This is a genomic window from Paracoccus hibiscisoli (genome assembly GCF_005048265.1).
GTDB classification, from domain to species: domain Bacteria; phylum Pseudomonadota; class Alphaproteobacteria; order Rhodobacterales; family Rhodobacteraceae; genus Paracoccus; species Paracoccus hibiscisoli.
This window is the reverse complement of record NZ_SUNH01000012.1, coordinates 115,413-138,969: the sequence shown is the minus strand read 5'-3', so window position 1 is coordinate 138,969 and position 23,557 is coordinate 115,413. Positions and strand designations below refer to the sequence as shown.

Annotated in this window: 19 protein-coding genes and 1 other annotated feature; of the genes, 12 read left to right on the top strand and 7 right to left on the bottom strand. The window is 68.3% G+C overall.

What is annotated here, in order from left to right:
- Nucleotides 1–11 precede the first annotated feature (11 nt).
- The gene (locus tag FA740_RS09945) at nt 12–1,793 is read left to right on the top strand and encodes a gamma-glutamyltransferase family protein (protein ID WP_136856619.1); all 1,782 of its coding nucleotides are present in this window, start codon (nt 12–14) and stop codon (nt 1,791–1,793) included.
- Nucleotide 1,794: 1 nt separating this feature from the next.
- Entirely contained in the window at nt 1,795–3,597 is a 1,803-nt protein-coding gene (locus tag FA740_RS09940; RefSeq protein WP_211243680.1) for an ABC transporter ATP-binding protein, read from the top strand.
- Here FA740_RS09940 and FA740_RS09935 read toward each other — a convergent pair.
- Nucleotides 3,594–4,163, bottom strand: a complete 570-nt coding sequence (locus tag FA740_RS09935; protein ID WP_136856617.1) for a pyridoxamine 5'-phosphate oxidase family protein — start codon at nt 4,161–4,163, stop codon at nt 3,594–3,596. The genes FA740_RS09940 and FA740_RS09935 overlap by 4 nt on opposite strands.
- Nucleotides 4,164–4,309: 146 nt before the next feature.
- On the opposite strand from FA740_RS09935, the gene FA740_RS09930 reads away from it, so the two are divergent.
- Complete coding sequence (locus FA740_RS09930; protein ID WP_136856616.1) at nt 4,310–6,142, top strand: methyl-accepting chemotaxis protein; 1,833 nt, start codon at nt 4,310–4,312, stop codon at nt 6,140–6,142.
- A 104-nt stretch (nt 6,143–6,246) separates the two neighbouring features.
- Nucleotides 6,247–7,536, top strand: a complete 1,290-nt coding sequence (locus FA740_RS09925) for a PQQ-dependent sugar dehydrogenase (RefSeq protein WP_136856615.1) — start codon at nt 6,247–6,249, stop codon at nt 7,534–7,536.
- Nucleotides 7,537–7,639: 103 nt separating this feature from the next.
- On the opposite strand, the gene FA740_RS09920 is transcribed toward FA740_RS09925, so the two are convergent.
- Nucleotides 7,640–9,034: a ferredoxin reductase family protein gene (locus FA740_RS09920; RefSeq protein WP_169306272.1), complete on the bottom strand. Its 1,395-nt coding sequence runs from the start codon at nt 9,032–9,034 to the stop codon at nt 7,640–7,642.
- A gap of 124 nt (nt 9,035–9,158) precedes the next feature.
- Here FA740_RS09920 and FA740_RS09915 point away from each other — a divergent pair, with 124 nt between their 5' ends.
- Both FA740_RS09915 and FA740_RS09910 read left to right on the top strand, forming a co-directional pair.
- Nucleotides 9,159–9,887, top strand: coding sequence for a cytochrome c oxidase assembly protein (locus FA740_RS09915; RefSeq protein ID WP_136856613.1), 729 nt, complete (start codon nt 9,159–9,161; stop codon nt 9,885–9,887).
- Nucleotides 9,884–10,396, top strand: coding sequence for a CopD family protein (locus tag FA740_RS09910; protein WP_136856612.1), 513 nt, complete (start codon nt 9,884–9,886; stop codon nt 10,394–10,396). The genes FA740_RS09915 and FA740_RS09910 overlap by 4 nt, the downstream gene beginning before the upstream one ends.
- Before the next feature lie 8 nt (nt 10,397–10,404).
- Here FA740_RS09910 and FA740_RS09905 read toward each other — a convergent pair whose 3' ends face one another.
- Nucleotides 10,405–10,929: a DUF2231 domain-containing protein gene (locus FA740_RS09905; RefSeq protein WP_136856611.1), complete on the bottom strand. Its 525-nt coding sequence runs from the start codon at nt 10,927–10,929 to the stop codon at nt 10,405–10,407.
- Between FA740_RS09905 and FA740_RS09900 the strand changes: the two genes are divergently transcribed.
- The 4 genes from FA740_RS09900 to FA740_RS09885 all read left to right on the top strand — a co-directional run bounded on the left by FA740_RS09900 (nt 10,870) and on the right by FA740_RS09885 (nt 16,262).
- Nucleotides 10,870–11,637 carry a cytochrome c oxidase subunit II gene (locus tag FA740_RS09900; RefSeq protein WP_246053571.1) on the top strand — a complete coding sequence of 256 codons (768 nt, stop codon included), beginning with the start codon at nt 10,870–10,872 and terminating at the stop codon, nt 11,635–11,637. The genes FA740_RS09905 and FA740_RS09900 overlap by 60 nt on opposite strands.
- A 47-nt stretch (nt 11,638–11,684) precedes the next feature.
- Entirely contained in the window at nt 11,685–14,195 is a 2,511-nt protein-coding gene (gene ctaD, locus FA740_RS09895; protein WP_136856636.1) for a cytochrome c oxidase subunit I, read from the top strand.
- Nucleotides 14,195–14,503, top strand: a complete 309-nt coding sequence (locus FA740_RS09890; protein ID WP_136856609.1) for a hypothetical protein — start codon at nt 14,195–14,197, stop codon at nt 14,501–14,503. Before ctaD ends, FA740_RS09890 begins: the two co-directional genes overlap by 1 nt.
- Nucleotides 14,504–14,633: 130 nt before the next feature.
- Nucleotides 14,634–16,262 (top strand): Na/Pi cotransporter family protein, encoded by a 1,629-nt coding sequence (locus tag FA740_RS09885; protein WP_136856608.1) that lies wholly within the window; start codon nt 14,634–14,636, stop codon nt 16,260–16,262.
- Between the two features lie 18 nt (nt 16,263–16,280).
- Here FA740_RS09885 and FA740_RS09880 read toward each other — a convergent pair whose 3' ends face one another.
- The 3 genes from FA740_RS09880 to FA740_RS09870 all read right to left on the bottom strand — a co-directional run bounded on the left by FA740_RS09880 (nt 16,281) and on the right by FA740_RS09870 (nt 19,725).
- The gene (locus FA740_RS09880) at nt 16,281–17,762 is read right to left on the bottom strand and encodes a sodium:solute symporter family protein (protein ID WP_136856607.1); all 1,482 of its coding nucleotides are present in this window, start codon (nt 17,760–17,762) and stop codon (nt 16,281–16,283) included.
- Nucleotides 17,759–17,944 (bottom strand): hypothetical protein, encoded by a 186-nt coding sequence (locus FA740_RS09875; protein ID WP_136856606.1) that lies wholly within the window; start codon nt 17,942–17,944, stop codon nt 17,759–17,761. The genes FA740_RS09880 and FA740_RS09875 overlap by 4 nt, the downstream gene beginning before the upstream one ends.
- A gap of 275 nt (nt 17,945–18,219) precedes the next feature.
- Complete coding sequence (locus tag FA740_RS09870; RefSeq protein WP_136856605.1) at nt 18,220–19,725, bottom strand: ABC transporter substrate-binding protein; 1,506 nt, start codon at nt 19,723–19,725, stop codon at nt 18,220–18,222.
- A 336-nt stretch (nt 19,726–20,061) separates the two neighbouring features.
- Nucleotides 20,062–20,118: a sequence feature (sul1 is cis-regulatory element that is thought to sense ions involved in sulfur or methionine metabolism; They are found in Alphaproteobacteria), on the top strand.
- Nucleotides 20,119–20,190: 72 nt separating this feature from the next.
- Here FA740_RS09870 and FA740_RS09865 point away from each other — a divergent pair.
- Both FA740_RS09865 and FA740_RS09860 read left to right on the top strand, forming a co-directional pair.
- Nucleotides 20,191–21,687, top strand: coding sequence for a SulP family inorganic anion transporter (locus FA740_RS09865; protein ID WP_136856604.1), 1,497 nt, complete (start codon nt 20,191–20,193; stop codon nt 21,685–21,687).
- Nucleotides 21,688–21,698: 11 nt separating this feature from the next.
- Nucleotides 21,699–22,556 (top strand): universal stress protein, encoded by an 858-nt coding sequence (locus FA740_RS09860; protein ID WP_136856603.1) that lies wholly within the window; start codon nt 21,699–21,701, stop codon nt 22,554–22,556.
- Nucleotides 22,557–22,663: 107 nt separating this feature from the next.
- Here FA740_RS09860 and FA740_RS09855 read toward each other — a convergent pair whose 3' ends face one another.
- Complete coding sequence (locus tag FA740_RS09855) at nt 22,664–23,437, bottom strand: sulfotransferase family protein (RefSeq protein ID WP_136856602.1); 774 nt, start codon at nt 23,435–23,437, stop codon at nt 22,664–22,666.
- Between the last annotated feature and the right edge of the window lie 120 nt (nt 23,438–23,557).

The following is a 23,557-nucleotide window of genomic DNA, read 5'->3' as shown; positions in this document are numbered from 1 at the left end:
AAGGAGTCGTCATGACCCAATTCACCACCCGCCCCGAGATCACCGGCACGTTCGGCGTCGTCACCTCGACCCATTGGATCGCGACCGCCGTGGGGATGAGCATTCTGGAAAAGGGCGGCAACGCCTTTGACGCTGCCGTGGCGACCGGGTTCGTGCTGCAGATCGTCGAGCCGCATCTGAACGGCCCTGCGGGCGACCTGCCCGCGATCATCCATTCCGCGAAAACCGGCAAGACCCAGGTGATCTGCGCGCAAGGCCCCGCCCCCGCCGGCGCCACGATCGACCATTACCGGGCCGAGGGGATCGACCTGATCCCCGGCAACGGGCTGCTGGCAACGGTCATTCCCGGCGCCTTCGACGGCTGGATGCTGATGCTGCAGGAGCACGGCACGATGACCGTCGCCGAGGTTCTGGCCCCCGCCATCCACTATGCGCGCCACGGCCATCCGATGCTGCCCCGCGTGGCCGACAGCATCGCCGGTCTGGCCGATTTCTTTGCCGCCGAGTGGCCCACGTCGCATGCGACCTGGCTGCCGGGCGGGCAGGCCCCGCAGGCGGGCGCACTGTTCCAAAACACCGCACTGGCAGACACTTACAGCCGGATCGTCGAGGCGTCCGAGGGCGCGCCCACGCGCGTCGCGGGCGTGCAGGCCGCCCGCGACGCCTTCTATCGCGGCTTTGTGGCCGAGGCGATCGACCGCTTCTGCCGCACGACCGAAGTGATGGACGGCAGCGGCGCCAAGCATCGCGGCGTGCTGACCGCCGACGACATGGCGGGCTACAGCGCCACCACCGAGGAGCCGACCTGGGCCGATTATCACGGCTGGTCCATCGCCAAGACCGGGCCCTGGGGCCAGGGGCCGGTGCTGCTGCAGGGGCTGAAGATCCTGGAGGGCATCGACATCGCCGCGATGGACCCGAACGGCCCTGATTTTGTCCACACCGTCATCGAGACGATGAAGCTCTCCTATGGAGACCGCGAGGTCTATTACGGCGATCCGTTGATGCACGACGTCCCGATGGAGGCGCTGCTGTCGCCCGCCTATGCCACGGAGCGCCGCGCGCTGATCGGCGACACCGCCTCGCTGGACCTGCGCCCCGGCACCGTGCCGGGGTATGAGGATCAGCGCGCCCGCACCCTGTCGCTGCTGGACGGCCTGGGCAAAGGCGCGGTCTATGAGCCGACCATGGCGCATCTGTCGGAAAAGCGTGGCGATACCGTGCATATCGACGTGATCGACCAATGGGGCAACATAGTGTCCACCACGCCGTCGGGCGGCTGGCTGCAATCGTCGCCGATCATCCCGGAACTGGGCTTCTGCCTGAACAGCCGGGCGCAGATGTTCTGGTTGCAGCCGGGCCTGCCCACCTCGCTGGCGCCGGGGCGGCGGCCGCGCACCACGCTGACGCCGTCGCTGGCGCTGCGGGACGGGGTGCCACACCTGTCCTTTGGCACGCCCGGCGGTGATCAGCAGGACCAATGGCAGCTGGTGTTCTTTCTGCGCCACGTCCATTTCGAGCCGAACCTGCAGGCCGCCATCGACGCGCCGCTGTTCCATTCGACGCATTTCCCGGCCTCGTTCCACCCGCGCACGGCGGCACCGGGCGGCATGCTGATCGAGGATCGCGTGGGCCAGGCCACCATCGACGAATTGCGCCGTCGCGGCCATGACGTGACGGTCACCGGGCCGTGGGATATCGGCCGCCTGACCGCGGCCAGCCGCGATACGCAGGGCCTGCTGCGCGCGGCCGCGACCCCGCGCCTGATGCAAGCCTATGCGGCGGGGCGGTGACATGACCCAACCCATCCTTTCGCTGCGAAACCTGACCGCCGCCTTTCCGACCGAAGATGGCCTCAAGGAGGTCGTCCGCAACATCAGCTTTGACGTGGCCCCCGGCGAGACCGTGGCCATCGTCGGCGAAAGCGGCTCTGGCAAGAGCGTCACCTCGCTGGCGATCATGGGGCTGCTGGACAAGCGGGCGCGGGTCAGCGGCCAGGTGCTGCTGGACGGGCGCGACCTGCTGGGCCTGCCCGAAAAGCAGATGCGCCAGGTGCGCGGCAACGACATCGCGATGATCTTTCAAGAGCCGATGTCGTCGCTGAACCCGGTCTTTCCGGTGGGCGACCAGATCGCCGAACTGCTGATCCGCCACGGCCAGGTGCCGCGCGATCAGGTCGCGGCCGAGGTCCTGCGCCTGATGGACCGCGTCCGCATCCCGAATGCGCATGCGCGCATCAAGGACTATCCGCACCAGTTCTCAGGCGGCATGCGCCAGCGGGTGATGATCGCGATGGCCCTGGCAGCGCGCCCGCGCCTGCTGATCGCGGATGAGCCGACGACCGCGCTGGACGTGACCATTCAGGGCCAGATCCTGGACCTGATCAAGGAGATCCAGGAGGAGCAGGGCATGGCCGTCCTGTTCATCACCCATGACATGGGCGTGGTGGCCGAAATTGCCGACCGCACCGTGGTGATGTTCCGAGGCGATCACATCGAGACAGGCGCAACCGCCGATCTGTTCACCGGCGCAACCCAGCCCTATACCCGCGCGCTGCTGGCGGCGGTGCCGCGCCTTGGGCAAATGGCGGGCCAGGACTGGCCGCTGCGCTTCCCCAGGGTCGACATGGACAGCGGCACGATCACCGCGCAGCCCGCGGTCGTGGACACCGTCGACCGCAGCGCGACGCCGGTGCTGTCGGTCCGGAACCTGGTCACCCGATTTGCCGCAGGGTCCGACCTGCTGGGCCGCCCCACCGGCAAGGTCCATGCGGTCGAGGACCTGACCTTCGATCTGTGGCAGGGAGAGACCCTGTCGCTGGTGGGCGAATCCGGTTGCGGGAAATCGACCACGGGGCGGTCGATCCTGCGGCTGGTCCAGCCGGAATCCGGACAGGTGACGCTGGACGGATTCGACGTGCTGGGCGCGGGTCCGGGCGATCTGCGGCGGATGCGGCGGTCGGGCCAGATGATCTTTCAGGACCCGTTCTCCAGCCTGAACCCGCGCATGACCGTGGGACAGACCGTGGCCGAGCCGATCCTGACGCACAAGCTGGTCCCGCGCGCGCAGGTCCGGGAACGGGCCGCCGAACTCCTGGCGCAGGTGGGTCTGGACGGGTCGATGCTGGACCGCTATCCGCATGAATTCAGCGGCGGCCAGCGCCAGCGCGTGGCGATCGCCCGCGTTCTGGGCCTGAACCCCAAGGTGATCGTGGCCGATGAAAGCGTGTCCGCGCTGGACGTGTCGATCAAGGCGCAGGTCTGCAACCTGCTGATGGACCTGCAGGAGCGGCTCAAGATCGCCTATCTGTTCATCAGCCACGACATGGCCGTGGTCGAACGCGTCAGCCACCGCGTCGCGGTGATGTATCTGGGCGAAATCGTCGAGATCGGCCCGCGCGAGGCGATCTTTGCCGACCCGCAGCATCCCTACACGAAAAAGCTGATCGCCGCCGTGCCCATCCCCGACCCGGCCCGCCGGGGCCTGCGCCGCGCCATGCAGGTCGACGAGCTGAAAAGCCCGGTCCGCCCCATCGGCTTTCAGCCGCCGAAACGCGACTGGCGGCAGGTATCGGACCGTCATTTCGTGATGGTCTAGGGCGCAAGCCACTGCCCCTGCCAGCCCGTCTCGCGCGTGTATCGCGCGCGACGGTGCTCCGGGCCCAGATGCACCGCGTCGATCGCCAGGACCGTCAGGCGCAGCACCGCAAAGCAGGCCGCGTCGGGGCGCTTCGCATAGGCCAGCGCATCGTCGATGGGCGTGCCGGGCGCGGGTTGCGACCCATAGCTTTGCCGCGACGGGTCGGGCACGCGCGCCCAGACCGCCGCGACCGCGTCGCCGGTCAGGATGTCGGCGCGCGCCTCGATCCGGGTCTGCAGATGCGCGCCCGCGTCCCAGATATGCAGCGCCACCCGCGGGTTGGCGCGCAGGTCGGCCACCTTTCCGGATTGCAGGTCGGTATGCACCTCCAGCACCCCCGCCCCGCGGTCGGCCGCGCGCAGGACGACCGTGCGCGCCTGCGGCATCCCCTGCGGCGTCACCGTGGCCAGCGTCGGATGCCGCGCCGGGGCATGCCGGTCGCCCACGCCCCGCACCAGCCGCGCCCAGATCTGGTCCAGCAGCGTATCTCTCTGCCCCGCCCAGGGGTGGGGGTCGTGGGTCATGGATCGGGGCCTGCGCGGTGGGTCATGGCGGCATGATCGCGGCATCGGTCCGGTGGCGCAAGCGGGCTGCGGTGGTTTGTCGCGTCAACCGAACCTTCATCTTTTGGGGCTAAGGCTTGGGGGCTTCAAACCGGGATGGCGGCTTCATGACCTTTGGCATTTCACGTAAACTGACCCTGATGATCGGGGTTGCGGTGACCCTCAGCATCCTTGCGATGTCGCTGCAGCTCTATTCCCTGCACAAGATTCTGTGGAAGGACCGTCAGGACCTGATCGCCACGCAGGTGGAAAGCACCATGAGCATGCTGGCGCATTTCGCGGCCCAGGCTGATGCGGGCGCCATGACCCTGGACGAGGCGCAGACCCGCGCCAAGGAGGCCGCGCGCGCCATCCGCTATGGCGACGGCGACTATGTGTTCATGTACGACCCCCAGGGCAACCGCGTGATGCACCCCGATACCGAGCGTGAGGGCACCAATGCCTGGGAGGCGACCGACGCGAACGGCAAGCTGCATATCCGCGAGATGATCCAGACGGCGCAGGCGGGCGGGGGCTTCACGGACTATCACGTCGCGCGCCTGTCGGGGGGCGATCCGCAGCCCAAGCTGTCCTATTCGGCCTTGTTCCAACCCTGGGACTGGACCGTGGGCGCGGGGCTTTATGTCGACGACATCAACGCCGATTTCATGGCCGAGCTGCAACGCAGCGGGATCTGGTCGGCGCTGCTGCTGGCAGCGCTGATCGCCTGCGCGGTGCCGCTGTCGCGCAGCATCAGCCGTCCCATCAAGACGCTGACCGCGATGATGGGACGCCTGGCGCAGGGCCAGACCGACCTGCCGGCCCCCGGCGCCGCCCGCCGCGACGAGATCGGCGCCATGGCCCGCGCCGTCGAGACCTTTCGCGCCGCCACCATCGACCGCGACCGCCTGAGCGCCGAGGCCGAGGCCGTGAACGCCCGCCAAGCCGCCATGGTCGAGGAGACCAGCCGCCGCGCAACCCAACTGCAGCAGTTCGTGGCCGCGATCAGCACGGGGTTCGACACGCTCAGCCGCGGCGATCTGACGGTGCGCATCACCCAGGATGTCGCCCCCGAATTCGAGGCGATCAAGCGGCAGTTCAACGACTCGCTCGGCCAGTTGGACGAGGCTCTGGGCACGGTGGTCGAGGGGGTGGGCATCATCCGCGCCGGCCTGGCCGAGATCAGTGCCGCCGCGCATGATCTGGCCCATCGCACCGAACAGCAGGCCGCCAACCTTGAGGAAACCGTCGCCGCCTTGACCGAGGTGTCGCGCGGGGTCGACGAATCCGCCGAGGGCGCCTCCAGCGCACAGACCAGCGCCGAGACCGCCCAGCACAACGCCCAGGGCGGCGGAGAGATCGTCCAGAAGGCCGTCTCGGCGGTCGGTGAGATCGAGGAATCGACCCAGAAGATCGGCACGATCGTCACCGTCATCGACGAGATCGCCTTCCAGACCAACCTGCTGGCCCTGAACGCCGGCATCGAGGCCGCCCGCGCCGGGGAAGCAGGTCGCGGCTTTGCGGTCGTGGCGCACGAGGTCCGCGCCCTGGCCCATAAATCGGCCGAGGCCGCGCATCAGATCAAGGATCTGATCGGCACGTCCAACCTGCATGTCCGCGAGGGCGCCGATCTGGTGCGCGCATCGGGGACGTCGCTGGTGACCATCGTCGAGGAGGTCTCGGCGGTGCGCACGATCATCACCATGATCGCCTCGCGCACCCGCGAGCAGTCGCAAAGCCTGCGGTCGCTGTCGGCGGGCGCGGACCAGATGGACAAGGTCACCCAGCAGAACGCCGCCATGGTCGAACAGACCACAGCCGCCGCCCGCGCGCTTGAGGAGCAGACCGATCAGCTGGCCGGAAAGGCGCGACAGTTCCGCACCTCACCGCAGAAATCGATGGCGGGCGTCCCGGCCTCGCATCACGCGGCAGTGGAACGTGCAGTCGCCGCGGGCTGGTAGGCAGAAACCGCCCTGCGCCGGGGCCCCTGTCCCCCGGCGCAGGGCATTTGACGCGGCCCCCCATGTGGTTACAGTGCGCCAAGACGATATTAAGGGGGCGGATCATGGAACTGATGGCACGAGCGACGGCGGCGGTAGGCGCGGCGATGGTCGCGATCAGGCGCTATGGCGCCCCACGGGTTCAGGCCGTCGGCCAGGAACCGCAGATCCCCGAGGCGCGGGCACAGGGCATCATGACCCTCAAGATGCCCACCGCCAAGGGCTGGGCCCCCGGCCATGTTCCCGATTGCGCGCCGGGGCTGGCGGTCAATGCCTTTGCCTCGGGCTTGGATCACCCGCGCTGGATCGAGGTGCTGCCCAATGGCGACGTGCTGGTCGCCGAATCCAAGGAACAGCCCGCCCCGCCCAAGACCCTGATGGATCATGCGGCCCAGGCCACCATGCGCCGCGCCCGCGCCATCGGCATCAGCGCGAACCGCATCACCCTGTGGCGTGACAGCGATGGCGACGGCGTGGCCGAAACGCGCGAAGTGTTCCTGCAGGACCAGAACCAGCCCTTTGGCATGGCCGTGGTGGGTGACACCTTCTATGTCGGCAATACTGACGGCATCGTGGCCTTTCCCTATCAGCCCGGCCAGACGACGATTACCGCCCCGGGCCGCACGCTGGTCTCCTTCAAGCCCAACGGCCACTGGACCCGCAGCCTGATCGTCGCCCCGGACGGGAGCGGGCTTTACGCCGGTGTCGGATCGCTGAGTAATATCGGCGATCAGGGCATGGCCGCTGAGGAGGGCCGCGCCGCCATCTGGCATCTGGATCTGGCGACCGAACAGGCGCGCATCTTTGCCAGCGGCCTGCGCAACGCGGTCGGCATGGCCTGGGAGCCGCAGACCGGCGTCCTGTGGACGGTAGTGAACGAACGCGACGGGCTGGGTGACGAGACGCCGCCCGATTACCTGACCTCGGTCCGCGATGGGGGCTTCTATGGTTGGCCCTATTGCTATTGGGGGCAGACGGTGGACGACCGGGTCGCGCAGGACGCCGAGATGGTCGCCCGCGCCATCACGCCCGATTACGCCCTTGGCGGCCATACCGCATCCCTGGGGCTGTGCTGGATGCCCGCGGGCACGCTGCCCGGCTTTCCCGACGGAATGGTCATCGGCCAGCATGGCTCGTGGAACCGCTCAAAGCTCAGCGGATACCGGGTGATCTTTGTGCCCTTCGCGAATGGCAAGCCATCGGGGCCGCCCCGCGACATCCTGTCGGGGTTCCTGTCCGAGGACGAGCGTCACGCCTATGGCCGCCCGGTGGGCGTCGCGATTGGCGCCGACGAACGCTCGCTGCTGGTGGCCGACGATGTGGGCGACGTTATCTGGCGCGTGACGGCCGCCTGAGGCGCGCCTTAGCGGGTTACAGTCACGGCCAGCACGACCGCGCAGGCCAAGGTCAGCGCGATCAGCATCAGGGCGAGGATTAGGGCAAGCCGGGGGCGCATCGTCACACCATCTCGAAGATTTCACTGTGGATGCGCCCCAAGGGCACACCCATCTGGCGCAGCGCTGGCCGGATCGCCTCCAGCATCGGCGCGGGTCCGCACATCATGTGCGGCCAATCGCGCGCTTCGGCGGGCAGAAGGCGCGCCAGCAGGTCCGCGTCGATCCGCCCCTCGGCGACCTGATGATCCTGCGGCGGCCAATCCCTGTCCGGCGGGTTCTGGATCACATGGGTTACGTGCAGATCAATGCGGGTGGCCATCCGCGCCAGCTCATCGCGAAAGGCGACCTCGTCCCAGCTGTCATTGGCATAGAGCAGATGCACCGGGCGCGGGTCGCGGCGGGCCTCCAGCGCATGCAGGTTCGCCATGATGGGGGTGATGCCCACCCCGCCCGCGATCATCACGAACCCGTCGGCATCAGCCTCCCGGTCGACAGTGAAGACGCCATAAGGGCCGTCGATCCACGCGGTCGTGCCGGGCTTGGTCCGGGCCAGACGGGCGCTGTCATCGCCCAGGGGCTTGATCGAAAAGCTGATGCGCGGCCCTTTGTCCGGCGCGGTCGAGATGGTAAAGGGATGCTCGCGCAGCGAAAAGGGCGACCCTCCGACCGCCAGCCAGGCGAACTGCCCAGGCCGCCAGTCGCGCAGCGGACGCCCCTGCGGCTCCAGCACCAGGGTGCGGATATCGTCGCCCTCGTCCCGGTTCTCGACCACGCGCCAGGGGTTGCGCGACTGCCGCCAGGGGCGGATCAGGCGGGTGTAGACGATCAGCCCGGCCCAAGCCACGGTCACCGCCAGCCACAGCCCGCGGGTGCCGTCCTGGCCGGTAAAATGCCCCGCCCCCAGCACATGCCAGATGGCTGCGGCAAAGCCGGTCAGGGCCAGCCCGACATGCAGCCGCCGCCACCACAGATAGTCCAGCCGCAGCCATTTCCGGAACTCCGAGCTGACGATCAGCGTCACAAAGCACAGCAGCGCCACCCGCCCCGCGGTCATGTAGGCGGGCGCGGCCAGCGGGTTCAGCACCCCCATGTCGTCCTTGTGCCACAGATACAGGATCGCGAAATGACCCAGCATCAGCGCCACCGCACCCCAGCTGAGGAACCGGTGAAACACCGGAATGATGTCGGCACCAAAGGGGCGCAGCAGCACCTTGATCCGCCCGGTCAGCGCGAATTGCAGACCGGCCAGTGCCAGCGCGCCAAAGCCCAGACCATAGGACAGGTTGCGCATCAGCGACGGGTCGCGCGGCGGATCGCCCGACAGGATCACCAGATAGGGCAACACCAACCCCACTGCCGCCACCATCAGCCAGCCCGCGGCCTGAAGGCGAACGGCGGCGGTGTGGTCACCGGGGCGGACATGCCTGTGCGGCGCGTTGCGTGTCGTGTCATCCATGCCACGCCAACGCCACGCCTCCGGGCGGGTTCCGCATGGCGTGGAACCGACCCCGAAGACCGGTGTTGCACCCCATGACATGCGTTCCGACCGATCCGGCCCGCGCCATCCCTGAGGAGACAGAATGACAGACACCCCCATGCCCTATTGCGGGCCTGCCCCGGTGCCGGGCCAGCTGTGGAGCAGCTGGAACATGGACCCTGTCGTGCTGGCTGCGATCGCGGTGCTGGCCGTGATCCTGATCCGGCGCGGCGGGCGCGCGGGCCTTGCGCCCGGCGCGATCGCGGTAGGGGCGCTGGTGCTGGCCTTCGTGTCGCCGCTCTGCGCGCTGACGGTGGCGCTGTTTTCGGCGCGCGCGGCGCATCATCTGGTGCTGATCACGCTGGCCGCGCCGGCGCTGGCCGTGGCGATGCCGCTGCTGGCGCGGGTGCCTGCGGGGCTGTCGCTGGCGGCCTTGTCCGGGGCGATGATCGCCTGGCACCTGCCGGGTGTCTATGACGCGATCTGGGCGTCGGACGGGCTGTACTGGCTGATGCAGGGTGCGATGCTGCTGTCGGCCTGGGCGTTCTGGTCGGCGGTCCTGGCCCCCGGTTTCGGCGCCGAAGAGGCCCTGCGCCGCGCCGCGCTGATCGGCGGGCTGGCGGGGGTCATGGGCTTTCTGGGCGCGATCCTGACCTTTGCGCCGTCGATCCTGTATTTCCCCCATGTCGCGGGCACGATCCCCTGGGGCCTGTCGCCGCTGGCGGATCAGCAGCTGGCGGGACTGGTGATGTGGGTGCCGGGCTTTGTGCCGGTGGCGGCGATCGCCGGTCGGATGCTGTGGCTGGCCTGGCGCAGGGGGTTTGCGGCATGATCATCGCGGGGCTGAAATACCTGCACCTGGCGGCGATGCTGTGCTGGTGCGCGGCCATGGTCGCGCTGCCGTTGATGCTGCATTTCTATGGCGCGATCTGGCGCAGCACCACCGGATCAGAGCAGACGCAGGCGCGCTATGCCGAATTCCGGCTGATCACGCATTACGGCTATATCGGTTTTGCCACGCCCGCGGCGATCATCGCCATTGCGGCGGGCACGGGTCTGATCTTTGCCGCGCAGGTGTTCGATCTGTGGTTCGTGGCCAAGCTGGCGCTGGTCGCGGGCATGGCGCTGGTCCATGCCTGGATCGGCCATCTGGTCCTGTCGTCGGGAGAAAACCGCGGCCTGCGGAACATGCCGTCGTCGCTCTGGGCGCTGGTTATGGGGGTGCCGCTGATGGTCGGGGTCCTGTGGCTGGTCCTGGCCAAGCCCGACCTGGCCTGGATCGCGGACTGGATGCCTGAATTCATGCTGGCCCCCCGCGGTCAGGCGGCGGGCCAGACATGAGGGCCGGTTCAGCCGCCCGCGCCGTGGCTCTTGGTACCGATCTGATAGTCGAAGACCAACTTGCCGCCATGCCATCCGGTGATGCCGGTCATGGCTGCCGTCAGGGCCGACAGCAGGATGCCCCAGGGCAGGACGACGGCCTGCGGATCGGGCAGGCGAAAGCCCCAGTTCAACCCCAGCAACGACAACAGCATCACCGCGAGGATGAAATGCGTCCAGCTTGCCGCCCGGATGCGGATCCCCGGCACCATCAGCAGTTCGATCGTGCCGGTGATCCCGGCCAGCACCCCCAGACCAAAGGCCGCACCCGTGGCCCACAGCGCGACGCGGGGCCAGAAATCATCGGCGGTCAGCCAGTACATCGCATCGGCGCCGAAGGTGGAAAAGGCCAGCGCGATGGGAAAGGCCACCATCATCGCATGCAGCGGATGGCCCGAGACGGCGATCTTGGTCTCGGTGTCGTTGAAGGTGACGTGCTCCTCGATGGGGTCGGCAAGGCGGCGGCGCTGTTTCCAGCTGCGTTTCTGGCGCATGGGCGGTTCCTCTGGCTGAAGGGTCATGGGCACAAGGCCCTGGCACTGTCCGCGGTTCCCCTGCTGGCCGGATGCGATGGCGCGCTGAGCACACTGGCCCCCTCGGGGCCGGCCGCGCGCGACATCGCGATGCTGTGGTGGGCGATGCTGATCGGGTCGGGGCTGATCACCGCGCTGGTGCTGGGCCTGCTGACGGCAGCGGTGCGCAACAACGGCGCGCGGCGGTCGGAACGCGGCTGGATCTGGGGCTGGGGCCTGGGCTTCACCGGCGCCGTCCTGGTGGTGCTGCTGGGGTTTTCGCTGTGGATCGGGGAACGCATGCTGGCGCGCGGCGACGATGCGCTGCGCGTGGGCGCGCATGCCGCGCAGTGGGAATGGCGCTTCACCCAGCCCGGCCCTGACGGCCTGCCCGTCCAGACCGTCGACACCCTATATATCCCCGCCGGAGAGAGCTTTGACGTGGAGATCACCGCCCAGGACGTGATCCACAGCTTTTGGGTGCCGCAGCTGGGCGGCAAGATGGATGCCATTCCCGGCCACCAGAACCTGCACCGCCTGCGCGCCGACACGCCCGGCATCTATGAGGGGCTTTGTGCCGAATTCTGCGGGATCGGCCACAGCTTCATGCGTTTCACCGTCGTGGCCTATGACCCGACCGGCCCCATCCCCGACATGTCGGCCGACCTGATCCCGGAGACCCGTCCATGACCGTCACCCGCCCCATGGGCGACCGCGACATCGCGCCGAACGAGCCGATGTTCGACCCCCGCGCCGACATCGCCCCCAACGACACCCGCCGCGCCCTGTCGCTGCACCGCGAGCTGGACCGGACCTGGCGCGACGAGCCGGGCTGGCGCGGGTTCTTCACCTCGGTCAACCACGGCACGATCGGGCTGCGGTTCATGGTGACGTCCTTCGTGTTCTTCGCCATCGGCGGCGTGCTGGCCATGATGATCCGCGCGCAGCTGGCGACGCGGCAGGGCGCGTTCCTGGACGTGGACCTGTATAACCAGATCTTCACGATGCATGGCAGCATCATGATGTTCCTCTTCGCCATCCCCATGCTGGAGGGGCTGGCCCTGTGGCTGCTGCCCAAGATCCTGGGTGCGCGCGACATGGCCTTTCCGCGCCTGTCGGCCCTTGGCTACTGGTGCTATCTGTTCGGGGGCACGGTCATCGTCGGTTCGCTGCTGTTCGGGCTGGCGCCCGATGACGGCTGGTTCATGTACACGCCCCTGTCCGACCGGACCCATTCGCCCGGCGTGAATGCCGATGTCTGGCTGCTGGGCGTGACCTTCGTCGAAATCAGCGCCATGGCCGCCGCGGTCGAGATCACCGTGACCATCCTGCGCTGCCGCGCGGCGCATATGCCGCTGACGCGGATGCCGCTGATGGGCTGGTATCTGCTGGGCACGGCGGTGATGATGCTGGTGGGCTTTCCGCCGCTGATCCTGGGCTCGATCCTGCTGGAGGTGCAGCGCGCCTTCGACTGGCCGTTCTTCGACGTGGCGCGCGGCGGCGATCCGCTGCTGTGGCAGCACCTCTTCTGGCTGTTCGGCCACCCCGAGGTCTATATCATCTTCCTGCCCGCCGCGGGCGCGCTGTCCACGATCATCCCGATCATGGCGCGCACCACCATCCTGGGCTATGGCGCCATCGTCGCGGCCATCGCGGGGCTGGTGTTCCTGTCCTTCGGCCTCTGGGTGCATCACATGTTCACCGTGGGCATCCCGCATATGGCGCTGGCCTTCTTCAGCGCGGCCTCTGCCCTGGTGGCAGTGCCCACGGCGGTCCAGGTCTTTGCCTGGATCGGCACCATGTGGGACGGCAAGGTCAGCTTTCGCCTGCCGATGCTGTATGTGATGGGGTTCTTCATCACCTTCGTGATGGGCGGGCTGACGGGCGTCATGCTGGCCATGGTGCCCTTCAACTGGCAGGCCCATGACACGGCCTTCGTCACCGCGCACCTGCATTACGTGCTGGTCGGCGGCTTCGTCTTTCCGATGCTGGCGGCGGTCAGCTACTGGATGCCGCTGATCTGCGGGCGCTGGCGCGTGCGGGGCCTGGGGGAATCGGCCTTCTGGCTGATCCTGATCGGCTTTCACGGCACCTTCTTCCTGATGCACCTGACCGGCCTTCTGGGCATGCCGCGCCGCATCGCGGTCTATCCCAACAACCCGGAATGGGAGTGGCTGAACCTGATCTCGTCGATCTTCGGGATGATCATGTCGGCGGGCTTTGCGCTGTTCGCCTTTGACGTGATCATGCAGTGGATGTTCGGACGCCGCAGCCGCCGCAACCCGTGGCGCGCGCCGACGCTGGACTGGGCCATGCCGCTGCCGGCGCCCTCCTATAACTTCGCCTCGCTTCCCGGTCCGCGTCAGGCCGATGCCTCGGCCCTGCTGCCCTTGGCGCGGGGCGAGGGGCTGCTGCCCGGCGCGCCGCGCGGCTTCCGAGAGACGCTGGTGGTCGAGGCCGGGACCGGTCGCCCCGACCATGTCGCCGTGCTGGCGACCAGCACCTGGCTGCCGCTGCTGACCTCGGCTGCGATCGGCAGCTTTTTCGCGGCCATGCTGGTGGGGCTGTACTGGCTGGCGCCCCTGGGCATGGTGCTGACGCTGATCGCGGCCTGGAAATGGGGCGCGATCATGGGCACCGACCGCGACCACGCGCCTGCCGCCGTCGCCCCCGGCCTGACCCTGCCGCTGCACTGGCAGACGCGCAACACGCTGGCGCGGACCGGGGCCATCGCGCTGTTGCTGGCGGACGGGACGCTCTATGCGGCGCTGCTGTTCGGGGTGGGCTTTCTGTCGGTCGTGGCGCCGGCATGGCCCGCGCCGCCCAGCACGCTGGTCAGCCTGCCGGTGATCGCGGCGGCCGCGCTGGCCCTGGCCGCGATGGCCCTGGGCCTGCTGGCCTCCCACCGGGCCGAGGCGCAGCGCAGCCATGCCTCGGGCGCGGCCTGGGCCGGGCTGGGGCTGGCGGCGGCGCTTGTCGCGCTGGTGGCGCTGGCGGTCGTCGGGCTGGGTCTGGACGATCCGCGCCGCCACGCGCGCGACGCGCTGCGCGGGGCGATCCTGGGATTCGCCGTCTTCCACGGCGTGATCGCCGCGATGCTGGCGCTGCGCAGCCTGCGCGATGCCCAGACCGGCCGGCTGAGCGAGGTCCGCCGTGGTGCGGCCCCCATCTGGCAGATGTTCCAGGCTTTCTGGCTGACCACGACCGCTGTGTCCGTCGCCCTGATCGCCGCGCAGGAGGTGCTGTGATGGGCTGGCTGTGGCGGGCGCTGGCGGGGCCGATCCTGTGGGCGGCGATGTTTTCGCTGGTCTATGCGCTGCATGGCGCGGGCTGCAATCTGGGCTGGCAGGGGCGGCCCGTTCTGGGCACCGACTGGCACCACATGGCGATGTGGCTGGCCTGGGGCGCGGGGCTGGCGGCGCATGGGCTGATCCTGTGGCTGCTGCCGCAGGGCACGGGAAGGCCGCGCCAGCTGATCGTGCTGGGCGCCTGGATCGGGCTGGTCTCGACCCTGGTGACGCTGTTTCCGGTCATCGCGACCTCGACCTGCCTGTGATCCGGGCAATGCGACGATAAGCGCGCATGCACGAAAGAATATGGTGACGCCGTGACATTCGCTTGACGGCGCGGTTCAGGGGAGCAGAGTGAAGGGGCGGGCGTTCCGCCCATCGTCTTGAGGATGTCCCATGGACTCGATCATTGTGTTCCTTCAGATCGGCGGCGCGGTGGCCCTGCTTCTGTTTGGGCTGGGGCTGGTCCGCGACGGCGTGACCACGGCCTTTGGGCTGCGGCTCAAGACCGCCCTGGGGCTGGGCACGCGCAACGGGCCGCGCGCCTTTCTGTCGGGGCTGGTGGCAACGCTTGGGCTGCAATCCTCGACCGCAACGGCGCTGTTGACGGCATCCTTCGTCGGGCGCGGCATGATCGCGGGGCGCATGGCCCAGATCGTGCTGCTGGGCGCCAATGTCGGCACGGCCATCACCGCGGTGATCGTGTCGTCGGGCATCGGCGTCATCGCCCCGGCGCTGATCCTGGCGGGGGTGGCGACCGCGCGACGCGCCCATCCCGTGGTTGCGGGCGTGGGGCGGTCGCTGATCGGGCTGGGGCTGATGCTGGTGTCGCTGTCGCTGCTGAGCCAGGGCACCGAACCCCTGCGCGAGGCGCCCCAGATGGCCGCCTTCCTGACCATGCTGGACAGCGCCTGGCCCGTGGCGCTGATCTTTGCCGCGGTGATCGCGGCGGTCTGTTCATCCTCGCTGGCCGCGGTGCTGCTGATCGCGTCGCTGGACCTGCCCGCGGGGCTTGCCGTGGTGCTGGTCCTGGGCGCGAATATCGGCGGCGCGATCCCGCCCGTGCTGGTGACCGCGGGGGCCGACATGGCGGCACGGCGGTTGACCATCGGCAATCTGCTGGTGCGCGCCCTCGGCTGTCTGGCCGTGCTGCCGGTCGCGCAGCAGGCGGCGCAGCTGATCCTGTGGGCCGCGCCCGGCATGACCGCGCTGCCGGTGGCGGCGCATCTGGGCTTCAACCTGGCGCTGGCGGCGGTGATCTGGCCCTTTGCAGGCCTGCTGTCGCGCCTGTTGGAGCGGGCGCAGCCCGACCTGCCCCCGGTCGAGGACGCCCTGCCCCGCTGGCTGGACGAGGCCGCGCTGGACCAGCCGCCCCTGGCTTTGGCCGGGGCCAGCCGTCAGGCGCTGTCGATCGGTGACGATGTGGGGCGGATGCTGGACCAGACGCGGCTGGCCTTTCGCAAGAACGACGCCGCCCCCCTGGCCGAGGTGGTGACGCTGGAGGACCGCGTCGATCTGCGCCAGCAGCAGGTCAAGACCTATCTGTCCCGCCTTGGCCGCGACGCGGATGAGGATGACCGCCGCCGGTCCATCACCATCCTGGATTACGTCATCAACCTGGAGCATGTGGGCGACATCATCGAAAAGGGCCTGGCCGCCGGCGTGCGCAAGAAGATCGGCCTGGGCCTGCGCTTTTCCGATGCCGGCTACAAGGAGCTGGACGCGATGTTCCTGATGACCCAGGAGACACTGCGCATCGCCCAGACCATCTTCATGACCCGCGACATGGACCTGGCCCGTCAGATGATGGAGCAGAAGGTCGAGATCCGCAATTTCGAACGCCAATCCGCGCAGCGCCACCTGATCCGCCTGCGCGAGGGCCTGGACCAGAGCCGCGAGACATCCTCGCTGCATCTGGACATCCTGCGCGACCTGAAACGGATCAACGCGCATTTCGTGGCCGTGGCCCACCCCATCCTGAACGAGGAGGGCCTGCTGGCCGAAAGCCGGATGCGCAGCCGCTAGGCCGCGCATCCGGGTGCCTCAGGCGGGGCGAACCCGTCTCGCGACCGATGTCCGGCGGTCATTCACGAACCCCTCCAGAACCTGTCCGGGCCGGGGGCGCGTGACCAGGCTGACCGCGACGAAGATCACGCAGGCCACCGGAAAGCCCAGCACCCCCGCATTCAGCCCCATCAGCGCGTTTCCGGTCAGATACATCACCGTGACGAAGGCGACCCCGCCCGCGATGGAGGCGATCGCCCCCGCCGCCGTGCCGCGCCGCCAGAAGAACGCGCCGATGGTCGCGGGCACGATCACCACCAGCCCGACCGAGCTTGCGACCGAGAGGATGGCGATCATGCTGAACTCCATCGCGGCAAAGCCCATCGCCAGCAACGAGATCACCGGGATCACCCATTTGCCGATGCGCAGCTGGCGGGCATCGTCGTGATCGCCCGTCAGGTTGCCATAGACGTCGCGCGCGAAGATCGACGACAGCGTCAGCAGGATCGAATCGATGGTCGAGATCGCCGCCGCCATGATGCCGATCATCACGATCACCCCCAGAACCGGCGGGACATAGGAGGACGACAGCAGCGTCGCGGTCGCCAGGTCCGGCCGCTCCAGCCCCGGGAACAGCACGAAGGCCGAAAAGCCCCAGATCACCGAAACGATGGTATAGACCAGCCCGAAGCACAGGAAGATGATCAGCATCCGCCGCATCGCCGCCAGCGATGCCGGCATGAACAGCCGCTGGCTGACCTGCGGGTTCGAGATGGCGAAGAAGAACCACGGCAGCGACATCCCCAGGAAGGTCGCAAAGCTGAACAGACCCGGCCCCGGCACCTGCAGATGCGCGGGCGACGCCTGGACGATGCGGTCGAACAGGCTGAAGAACCCGCCCAGTTCCGCCACCACCAGCCCGCAGACCGCGACCGACGCCACGATCATCACCAGCGCCTGCAGGCTGTCGGTCCACATCACGGACCGGATGCCCGCGATCCAGGAAAACAGGATCGCCAGCACCGTGGCGATCAGGATGCCGGTGCCAAAGCTGATCTGGCCCTGGGTCATGCCCGACAGCAGATAACCCACGCCGGACAGCTGCACCGCCGAATAGGGGATCAGGAAGACCAGGCTGGTCAGCCCCGCCAGCACCGCGACCCATTTGCTGCCATAGCGCAGGCCCAACATCTCGAACGGGGTGACGACGCCGTGCATCCGCCCGACCCGCCAGAAGCGCGGGCCGAAGATGGCGACCAGGGTGACGCCCGCGAAATACACGATCTCGAACCCCAGAGCGCCGACGCCGCCGCGATAGGTCAGCCCTGCCAGCCCCACCATCATGAAGGCCGAATAGGTCGTCGCCGAATAGCTGAGCGCCAGGACGATGCCGCCCATCTTGCGGTTGCCCAGGAAATAGCCCGACATCGACCCCGGCGCGCCCGACCGCGACGCCCAGGCCACGGCCATCGACAGCACGACATAGATCGCGATGCCCCACAGAACCAGCGACAGGGTCATTCGCCCTCCTCCGTGAAACCGGCGGTGGCGGTGATGTTCAGCACGATGATGGCCAGACCGGCCAAGCACCAGAACAGAAAGCTGCCATACCAGGCGGCCACATGCCCGATCAGGGCATAGGGCACGGCAAAGCAGGACAGGATGACCAGCGCGACAAGCCAGAGCGACAGGCGTCGGGACATGAGAGAAACCTCCCTGAAAGGGCGGGCGACCTTCGGCGGGGCCGGGTCGCCTCGTTGAGCGGTGGGGCCCGCGCGATCGCGCCACGGCACGGACGATCACGCCGGCGTGACCGGTTCTCCGGCCACGGCGTGCAGCCATGCCTGTTCCGCGCCATATTTCAAGCACGCATTTTCACCCGGACCGCGAATGCGGGCGGGTTCGGTCGCCCCAGGGCAGGCGATGCGCAGGTCCGGGTGCCGCCCGCCCGGTCATGCCGGGCGGGCGGCAGGGGGCGTCAGCCCGACACGCCCTTCAGGCGGATGATGCCGTCGGCATAGGGTTCGAACCCTTCGATCCCCGTCCGCATCGTGTAGAAATACTTGATGTGGTACAGATAGATCAGCGGCAGGTCGTTCTTGAGGATGTCGCGCGTCTGGTCATACAGCGCCTTGCGGGCATCCGTATCGGGCAGGGTGCGCGCCTCGGCCAGCAGGGCATCGACCTGGTCGTTGCGATAGTGCTGGTCGTTGTTGGCGCCGTCGCTGCCGACAAAGGGGTGGATGTTGGCATCCGGGTCGATGCGCCCCGACCAGCCCTGCAGCGACATGTCGAAATTGCCGGCCACGTTCTCGGCCAACAGCGTCGCGAACTCCGTCGCGCGCAGCGAGATGTCAAAGCCCGCCTCGGAGGCCATGGCCTGCACCACCTGGCCCACCTGCTGGGCGATGGGGTTGTTGCCGATCTGCATCTCGATGCGGATGGGGGTCTCGACCCCGGCCTCGGCCAGCAGTTCGCGGGCGCGGTCGATGTCGCGGGCGGGCAGCGGGTCGTTGTCGTCATACCAGGCGGTGCCGGGCGCGGCCCATTGGTTGCCGACCACGTATTCGCCCTCGAAGACGACCTGGTTCAGCGCCTCGCGGTCGATGGACAGCGACAGCGCCTGACGCACCAGCGGGTTCGACCCAAGCGGCCCTTCGGCGCGCGGGCCGTTGGCCACGTTCACGGTGATGCCCTGATAGCCGATATTGGGCACCTCGAACAGCTGCAGGCGGCTGTCCTCGCGGATGCCGGGCACGTCGGACGGCGCGGTGCGTTCGATGATGTCCAGATCGCCCGAACGGACATTGGCCAGGCGCACGGTCGTGTCCGGGATCGGCTGATAGATCACCCGGTCATAGTGATACTCGTCCGCCTCCCAGTGATCCGCGAATTTCTCCAGCACGATGCGGTCGCCCTCGACGCGGTCGACAAAGGCATAGGGGCCGGTGCAGACCGGGCGCGTGCCGAAGGCGGCCCCGGCCTCTTCGGCGGCGTCGGGCGAATACATGCGGCCCGCGTGATGGGCCAGCTGCGCCAGCAGCGTCACGTCGGGCGCGTTCAGGGTGATGGTCAGCTCATGATCGCCCGTGGCCTCGACCGCGGCGATCGAGGACAGCTCTCCGCGGCGGCGGCTTTCCTGCAGGGTCATATTGCGGTCCAGCACGCGGGCCGCGCTGGCCGCGTCAAAGGGCGTGCCGTCGTGATGGGTGACCCCCTCGCGCAGCTGCAGCACCAGGGTCATCCCGTCCTCGGACCAGGACCAGTCGGTGGCCAGCTCGGGGATGATCTCCATGTCGGTATTGGTGTTGAACAGGCGCGCACACAGCGATTCATAGACCAGCGACGACACGAAGGTCCGCGACTGCGCCGGGTCCAGCGAATCCGGGTCCTCGTTCAGGCCGATCCGCAGATCGGCGGCAAAGGCCATGCCGCCAAGGGCGACCGTGCCCAGCAGCGTGGCCATGAAGGCGGTTGTTTTCATCTGACATCTCCCCGTCTTGTTTGTCATGGGCGGCCCGTGCGGGCCGCATGAGGCCCGGCCCCGTGACAGGGCCGGAGGGGCGGTCGCCGCCGCAATGGTCACGGTCGGCGGCGAACCACTTTGCAATGGTTCACCCTATGGTTCGACAGGGCGGACTGGCAAGCGCCCTGGCCGCGAAACCGCGTTCTTCGGGTGGTATTGCGCGTTTGGCGGGCGATGGGCGCCGTGGGCAGGCAGTCCGGCAACCGCGCATCAGCACCCGCCAGGGGCCGGGCCACGGCGCGCGGTCAGGACGGTTGCCTTTTGCGCCTGCCCGCCTATAAGCGTGCCCATGCGCAAGGACCCCGGTGAAAGCCCGGGTGGCTCTTCCGGCCGCCGATCCGCCGGACAATCCTCTGACAGGCCCCGCGTCGATGCCGCGACGTTCCGGACGGAACCAGCCGGTGCGGGGAAATTGGATACCATATGACATCATTTTCCGAATATCGCAGCCAATGGTTCGGCAACATCCGTCCCGACCTGCTGGCCGGGCTGGTCGTGGCCCTGGCCCTGATCCCCGAGGCGATCGCCTTTTCCATCATCGCGGGCGTGGACCCCAAGGTGGGGCTGTATGCCAGCTTTTCCATCGCGGTGATCACGGCCATCGTGGGCGGCAGGCCCGGCATGATCTCGGCCGCGACGGCGGCGACGGCGGTGCTGATGATCACGCTGGTGCGCGATTACGGGCTGGAATACCTGCTGGCGGCCACCGTGCTGGCCGGGCTGATCCAGATCGGCGCGGGCCTGCTGCAGCTGGGCCGCTACATGCGCTATGTGTCGAAATCGGTGATGACCGGGTTCGTGAATGCGCTGGCGATCCTGATCTTCATGGCGCAGCTGCCAGAGCTGGACCTGGCCAATCCCGGCGTCACCTGGCTGACCTGGGCGCTGGTCGCGGCGGGGCTGGCGATCATCTATCTGGTGCCGCGCCTGACCACGGCGATCCCCTCGCCGCTGGTCACGATCATCGTGCTGACGGCGCTGATCTGGGTGACGGGCTGGGACGTGCGCACGGTGGGCGACATGGGCGCGCTGCCAGACACGCTGCCGGTCTTCCTGATCCCGGACATTCCGCTGAACCTGGACACGCTGCTGATCATCCTGCCCTATTCCTTTGCGGTGGCCATCGTGGGCCTGCTGGAAAGCCTGATGACGCAGAACATCGTCGATGAGCTGACCGACACCCGATCGAACCGCAATCAGGAATGCGTGGGCCAGGGCATCGCCAATACCGCCACCGGCTTTATCGGCGGCATGGCGGGCTGCGCGATGATCGGACAGTCGATCATCAACGTCAAATCCGGCGGGCGGGGGCGGCTGTCGTCCTTTACTGCGGGGGTCGTGCTGCTGATCCTGGTGGTGGGCCTGGGCGATCTGGTGGGCATCATTCCCATGCCCGCGCTGGTCGCGATCATGATCATGGTGTCGATCGGCACGTTCAGCTGGTCGTCCATCGCCAACCTGCGCACGCATCCGCGGTCGTCATCGGTGGTGATGCTGGCAACGGTGGCCACGGTGGTGTGGACGCATAACCTGGCCATCGGGGTGCTGGTGGGCGTAATGCTGTCGGGGATCTTCTTCGCGGCCAAGATCGCGCAGCTGTTCCGCATCCGCTCGACCCTTTCGGCGGACGGGCGGGAACGGACCTATGTGGTCGAGGGTCAGCTGTTCTACGGCTCGGCCGAGGATTTCGCCAACGCCTTCGATTTCCGCGAGGCGGTCGAGGTCGTGACAATCGACGTCAGCGGCGCGCATATCTGGGACATCAGTTCCGTGCAGGCGCTGGACATGGCGATCCTCAAGTTCCGCCGCGCCGGGGCCGAGGTGCGCCTGATCGGCATGAACGAGGCCTCCGAAACGCTGGTCGACCGCCTGGCCATCCATGACAAGCCCGGCGCGCTGGACAAGCTGACCGCCCATTGAGGAGCATCACCATGACCGACAAGATCCTGGCTTTGGTGGACGGGTCCGCCTATTCCGACAGCGTCTGCCGCCATGCCGCGTGGATCGCCGCGCGGCTGAACGCGGCGGTGGACGTGATGCATGTCATCGGCCGCCGCGAGGGGGGCGGGTCCGCCCAGAACCTGTCTGGCGCGCTGACCCTGGGTGCCCGCAGCGCCCTGCTGGAGGAGCTGGCCGCCACCGATGCACAGCGCGCACGTCTGGCGCAGGCGCGGGGCCGCGCCATCCTGGATGATGCGCAGGCCCTGCTGGGCGCGGACGGGCAGGCATCCGTCACCCCGCATCTGCGGCGCGGCGATCTGCTGGAGGAGGTCCGCCAGGCCGAACCCGGCCTGCGCGCCATCGTCATCGGCAAGCGCGGCGAGGGCGCCGATTTCGCCAGCGGCCATCTGGGCTCCAACCTGGAGCGGATCGTGCGCGCGGTCAGCGTGCCGGTCTTTGTCGCGGCACGGGCATTCCGTCCGATCGGGCGGGTGCTGGTGGCGTTCGACGGCAGCGCCTCGGCCCGCAAGGCGATCGCGCGCATGGCCGACAGCCCGGTCTTTCGCGGGCTGCAGATCACCGTGCTGCATGTCGACACCGGCGCGGGGCCCCTGGGCGCGGCAATAGATCAGTCCGTGGCGCAGCTGACCGATGCCGGGCTGGACGCCACCGCGCGCATCCTGCCCGGCCACCCCGACGACGTGCTGCAGACGCTGGTCGCAGATGAGGGGTTCGATCTGCTGGTGATGGGCGCCTATGGCCATTCGCGCATCCGCCGGCTGATCATCGGGTCGACCACGACAGCATTGGTGCAGGCGGTGACCATCCCGGTGCTGCTGTATCGCTGAACGGCGTGGGGGCTGCGGTTTCAGCAGGACCGTAGCCCCCTGACAAGGCGGGACAATCCGCGGCTATCCCCGGATCTGTCCCCGGAAATTGTGGATAACCCCGCCTGTCAGGCGGGAACGGCCACCCGGTCGCGCACCGCGCGCAGCGGGTGGCTGACCAGCGGCTGCCACGGCGTCACCTCCAGATCGGGGCCATAGCCCCACCGCGCCGCCGCCCGGATCTGCGCGCTGCTCATGCGCGGGACGTCAGGGGCGTGGCGGGCATTGCCGTCGGTCAGCGGCTCGGGCGGTGCGGTGGGCGTCAATGACAGGAACGCCATCACCCGCGCCAGCGTGCCCGCAGGATCGGCCACCAGATCCTCATAGCGCAGCACCAGCGCGGCGTGCAGATGCGCCAGATCCTGCGCCATGCGGTGATGCGCGGCCAGCCAGTGATCGATCAGCGCCGGTGCCGGGTCCGACACCCACCCGCCCACAGCGGCCGCCACCGCCTGCGGATGACGCAGGATCACCACGAATTGCGACAGCGGGAACAACTGCTGATACAGGCGCATGCGCGTCAGGTTCACGGGCGATTTCTCGACCCGCCAGGGACGGTCCGGGTCGAACCAGGGCTGCCAGTCGGCCTCCATCCGCTGGCGCGTGGCCAGGCTGTCCAGCGGATGCCCCTCGGTCAGGTGCTGGGCGGGGTCGGCGGCGAAATGCATCGGCCTGCCATGCAGCGCGGTATGGGGAATGGCGCCCTGCAGGTAACAACCTTCGTTCTCGGGGACGGGGGCGTCGCGGATGGCCGAGACCTCAGGATGGGCCGCGATGGCCCGCGCCAGAACCGAGGTGCCGGACCGGTGCAGCCCGCCCACAAAGACGTATCGATGATGCATGGCGGTTCCCCTGTTCACGCGGATCGGGGCCGCAACGCACGGGCCGCCCTGCGGGATCACGGGCCGGTGACAAAATTCATCTTTCTTTACTCGGGCGCTTTTTAGTGAACTAGGGGGTCC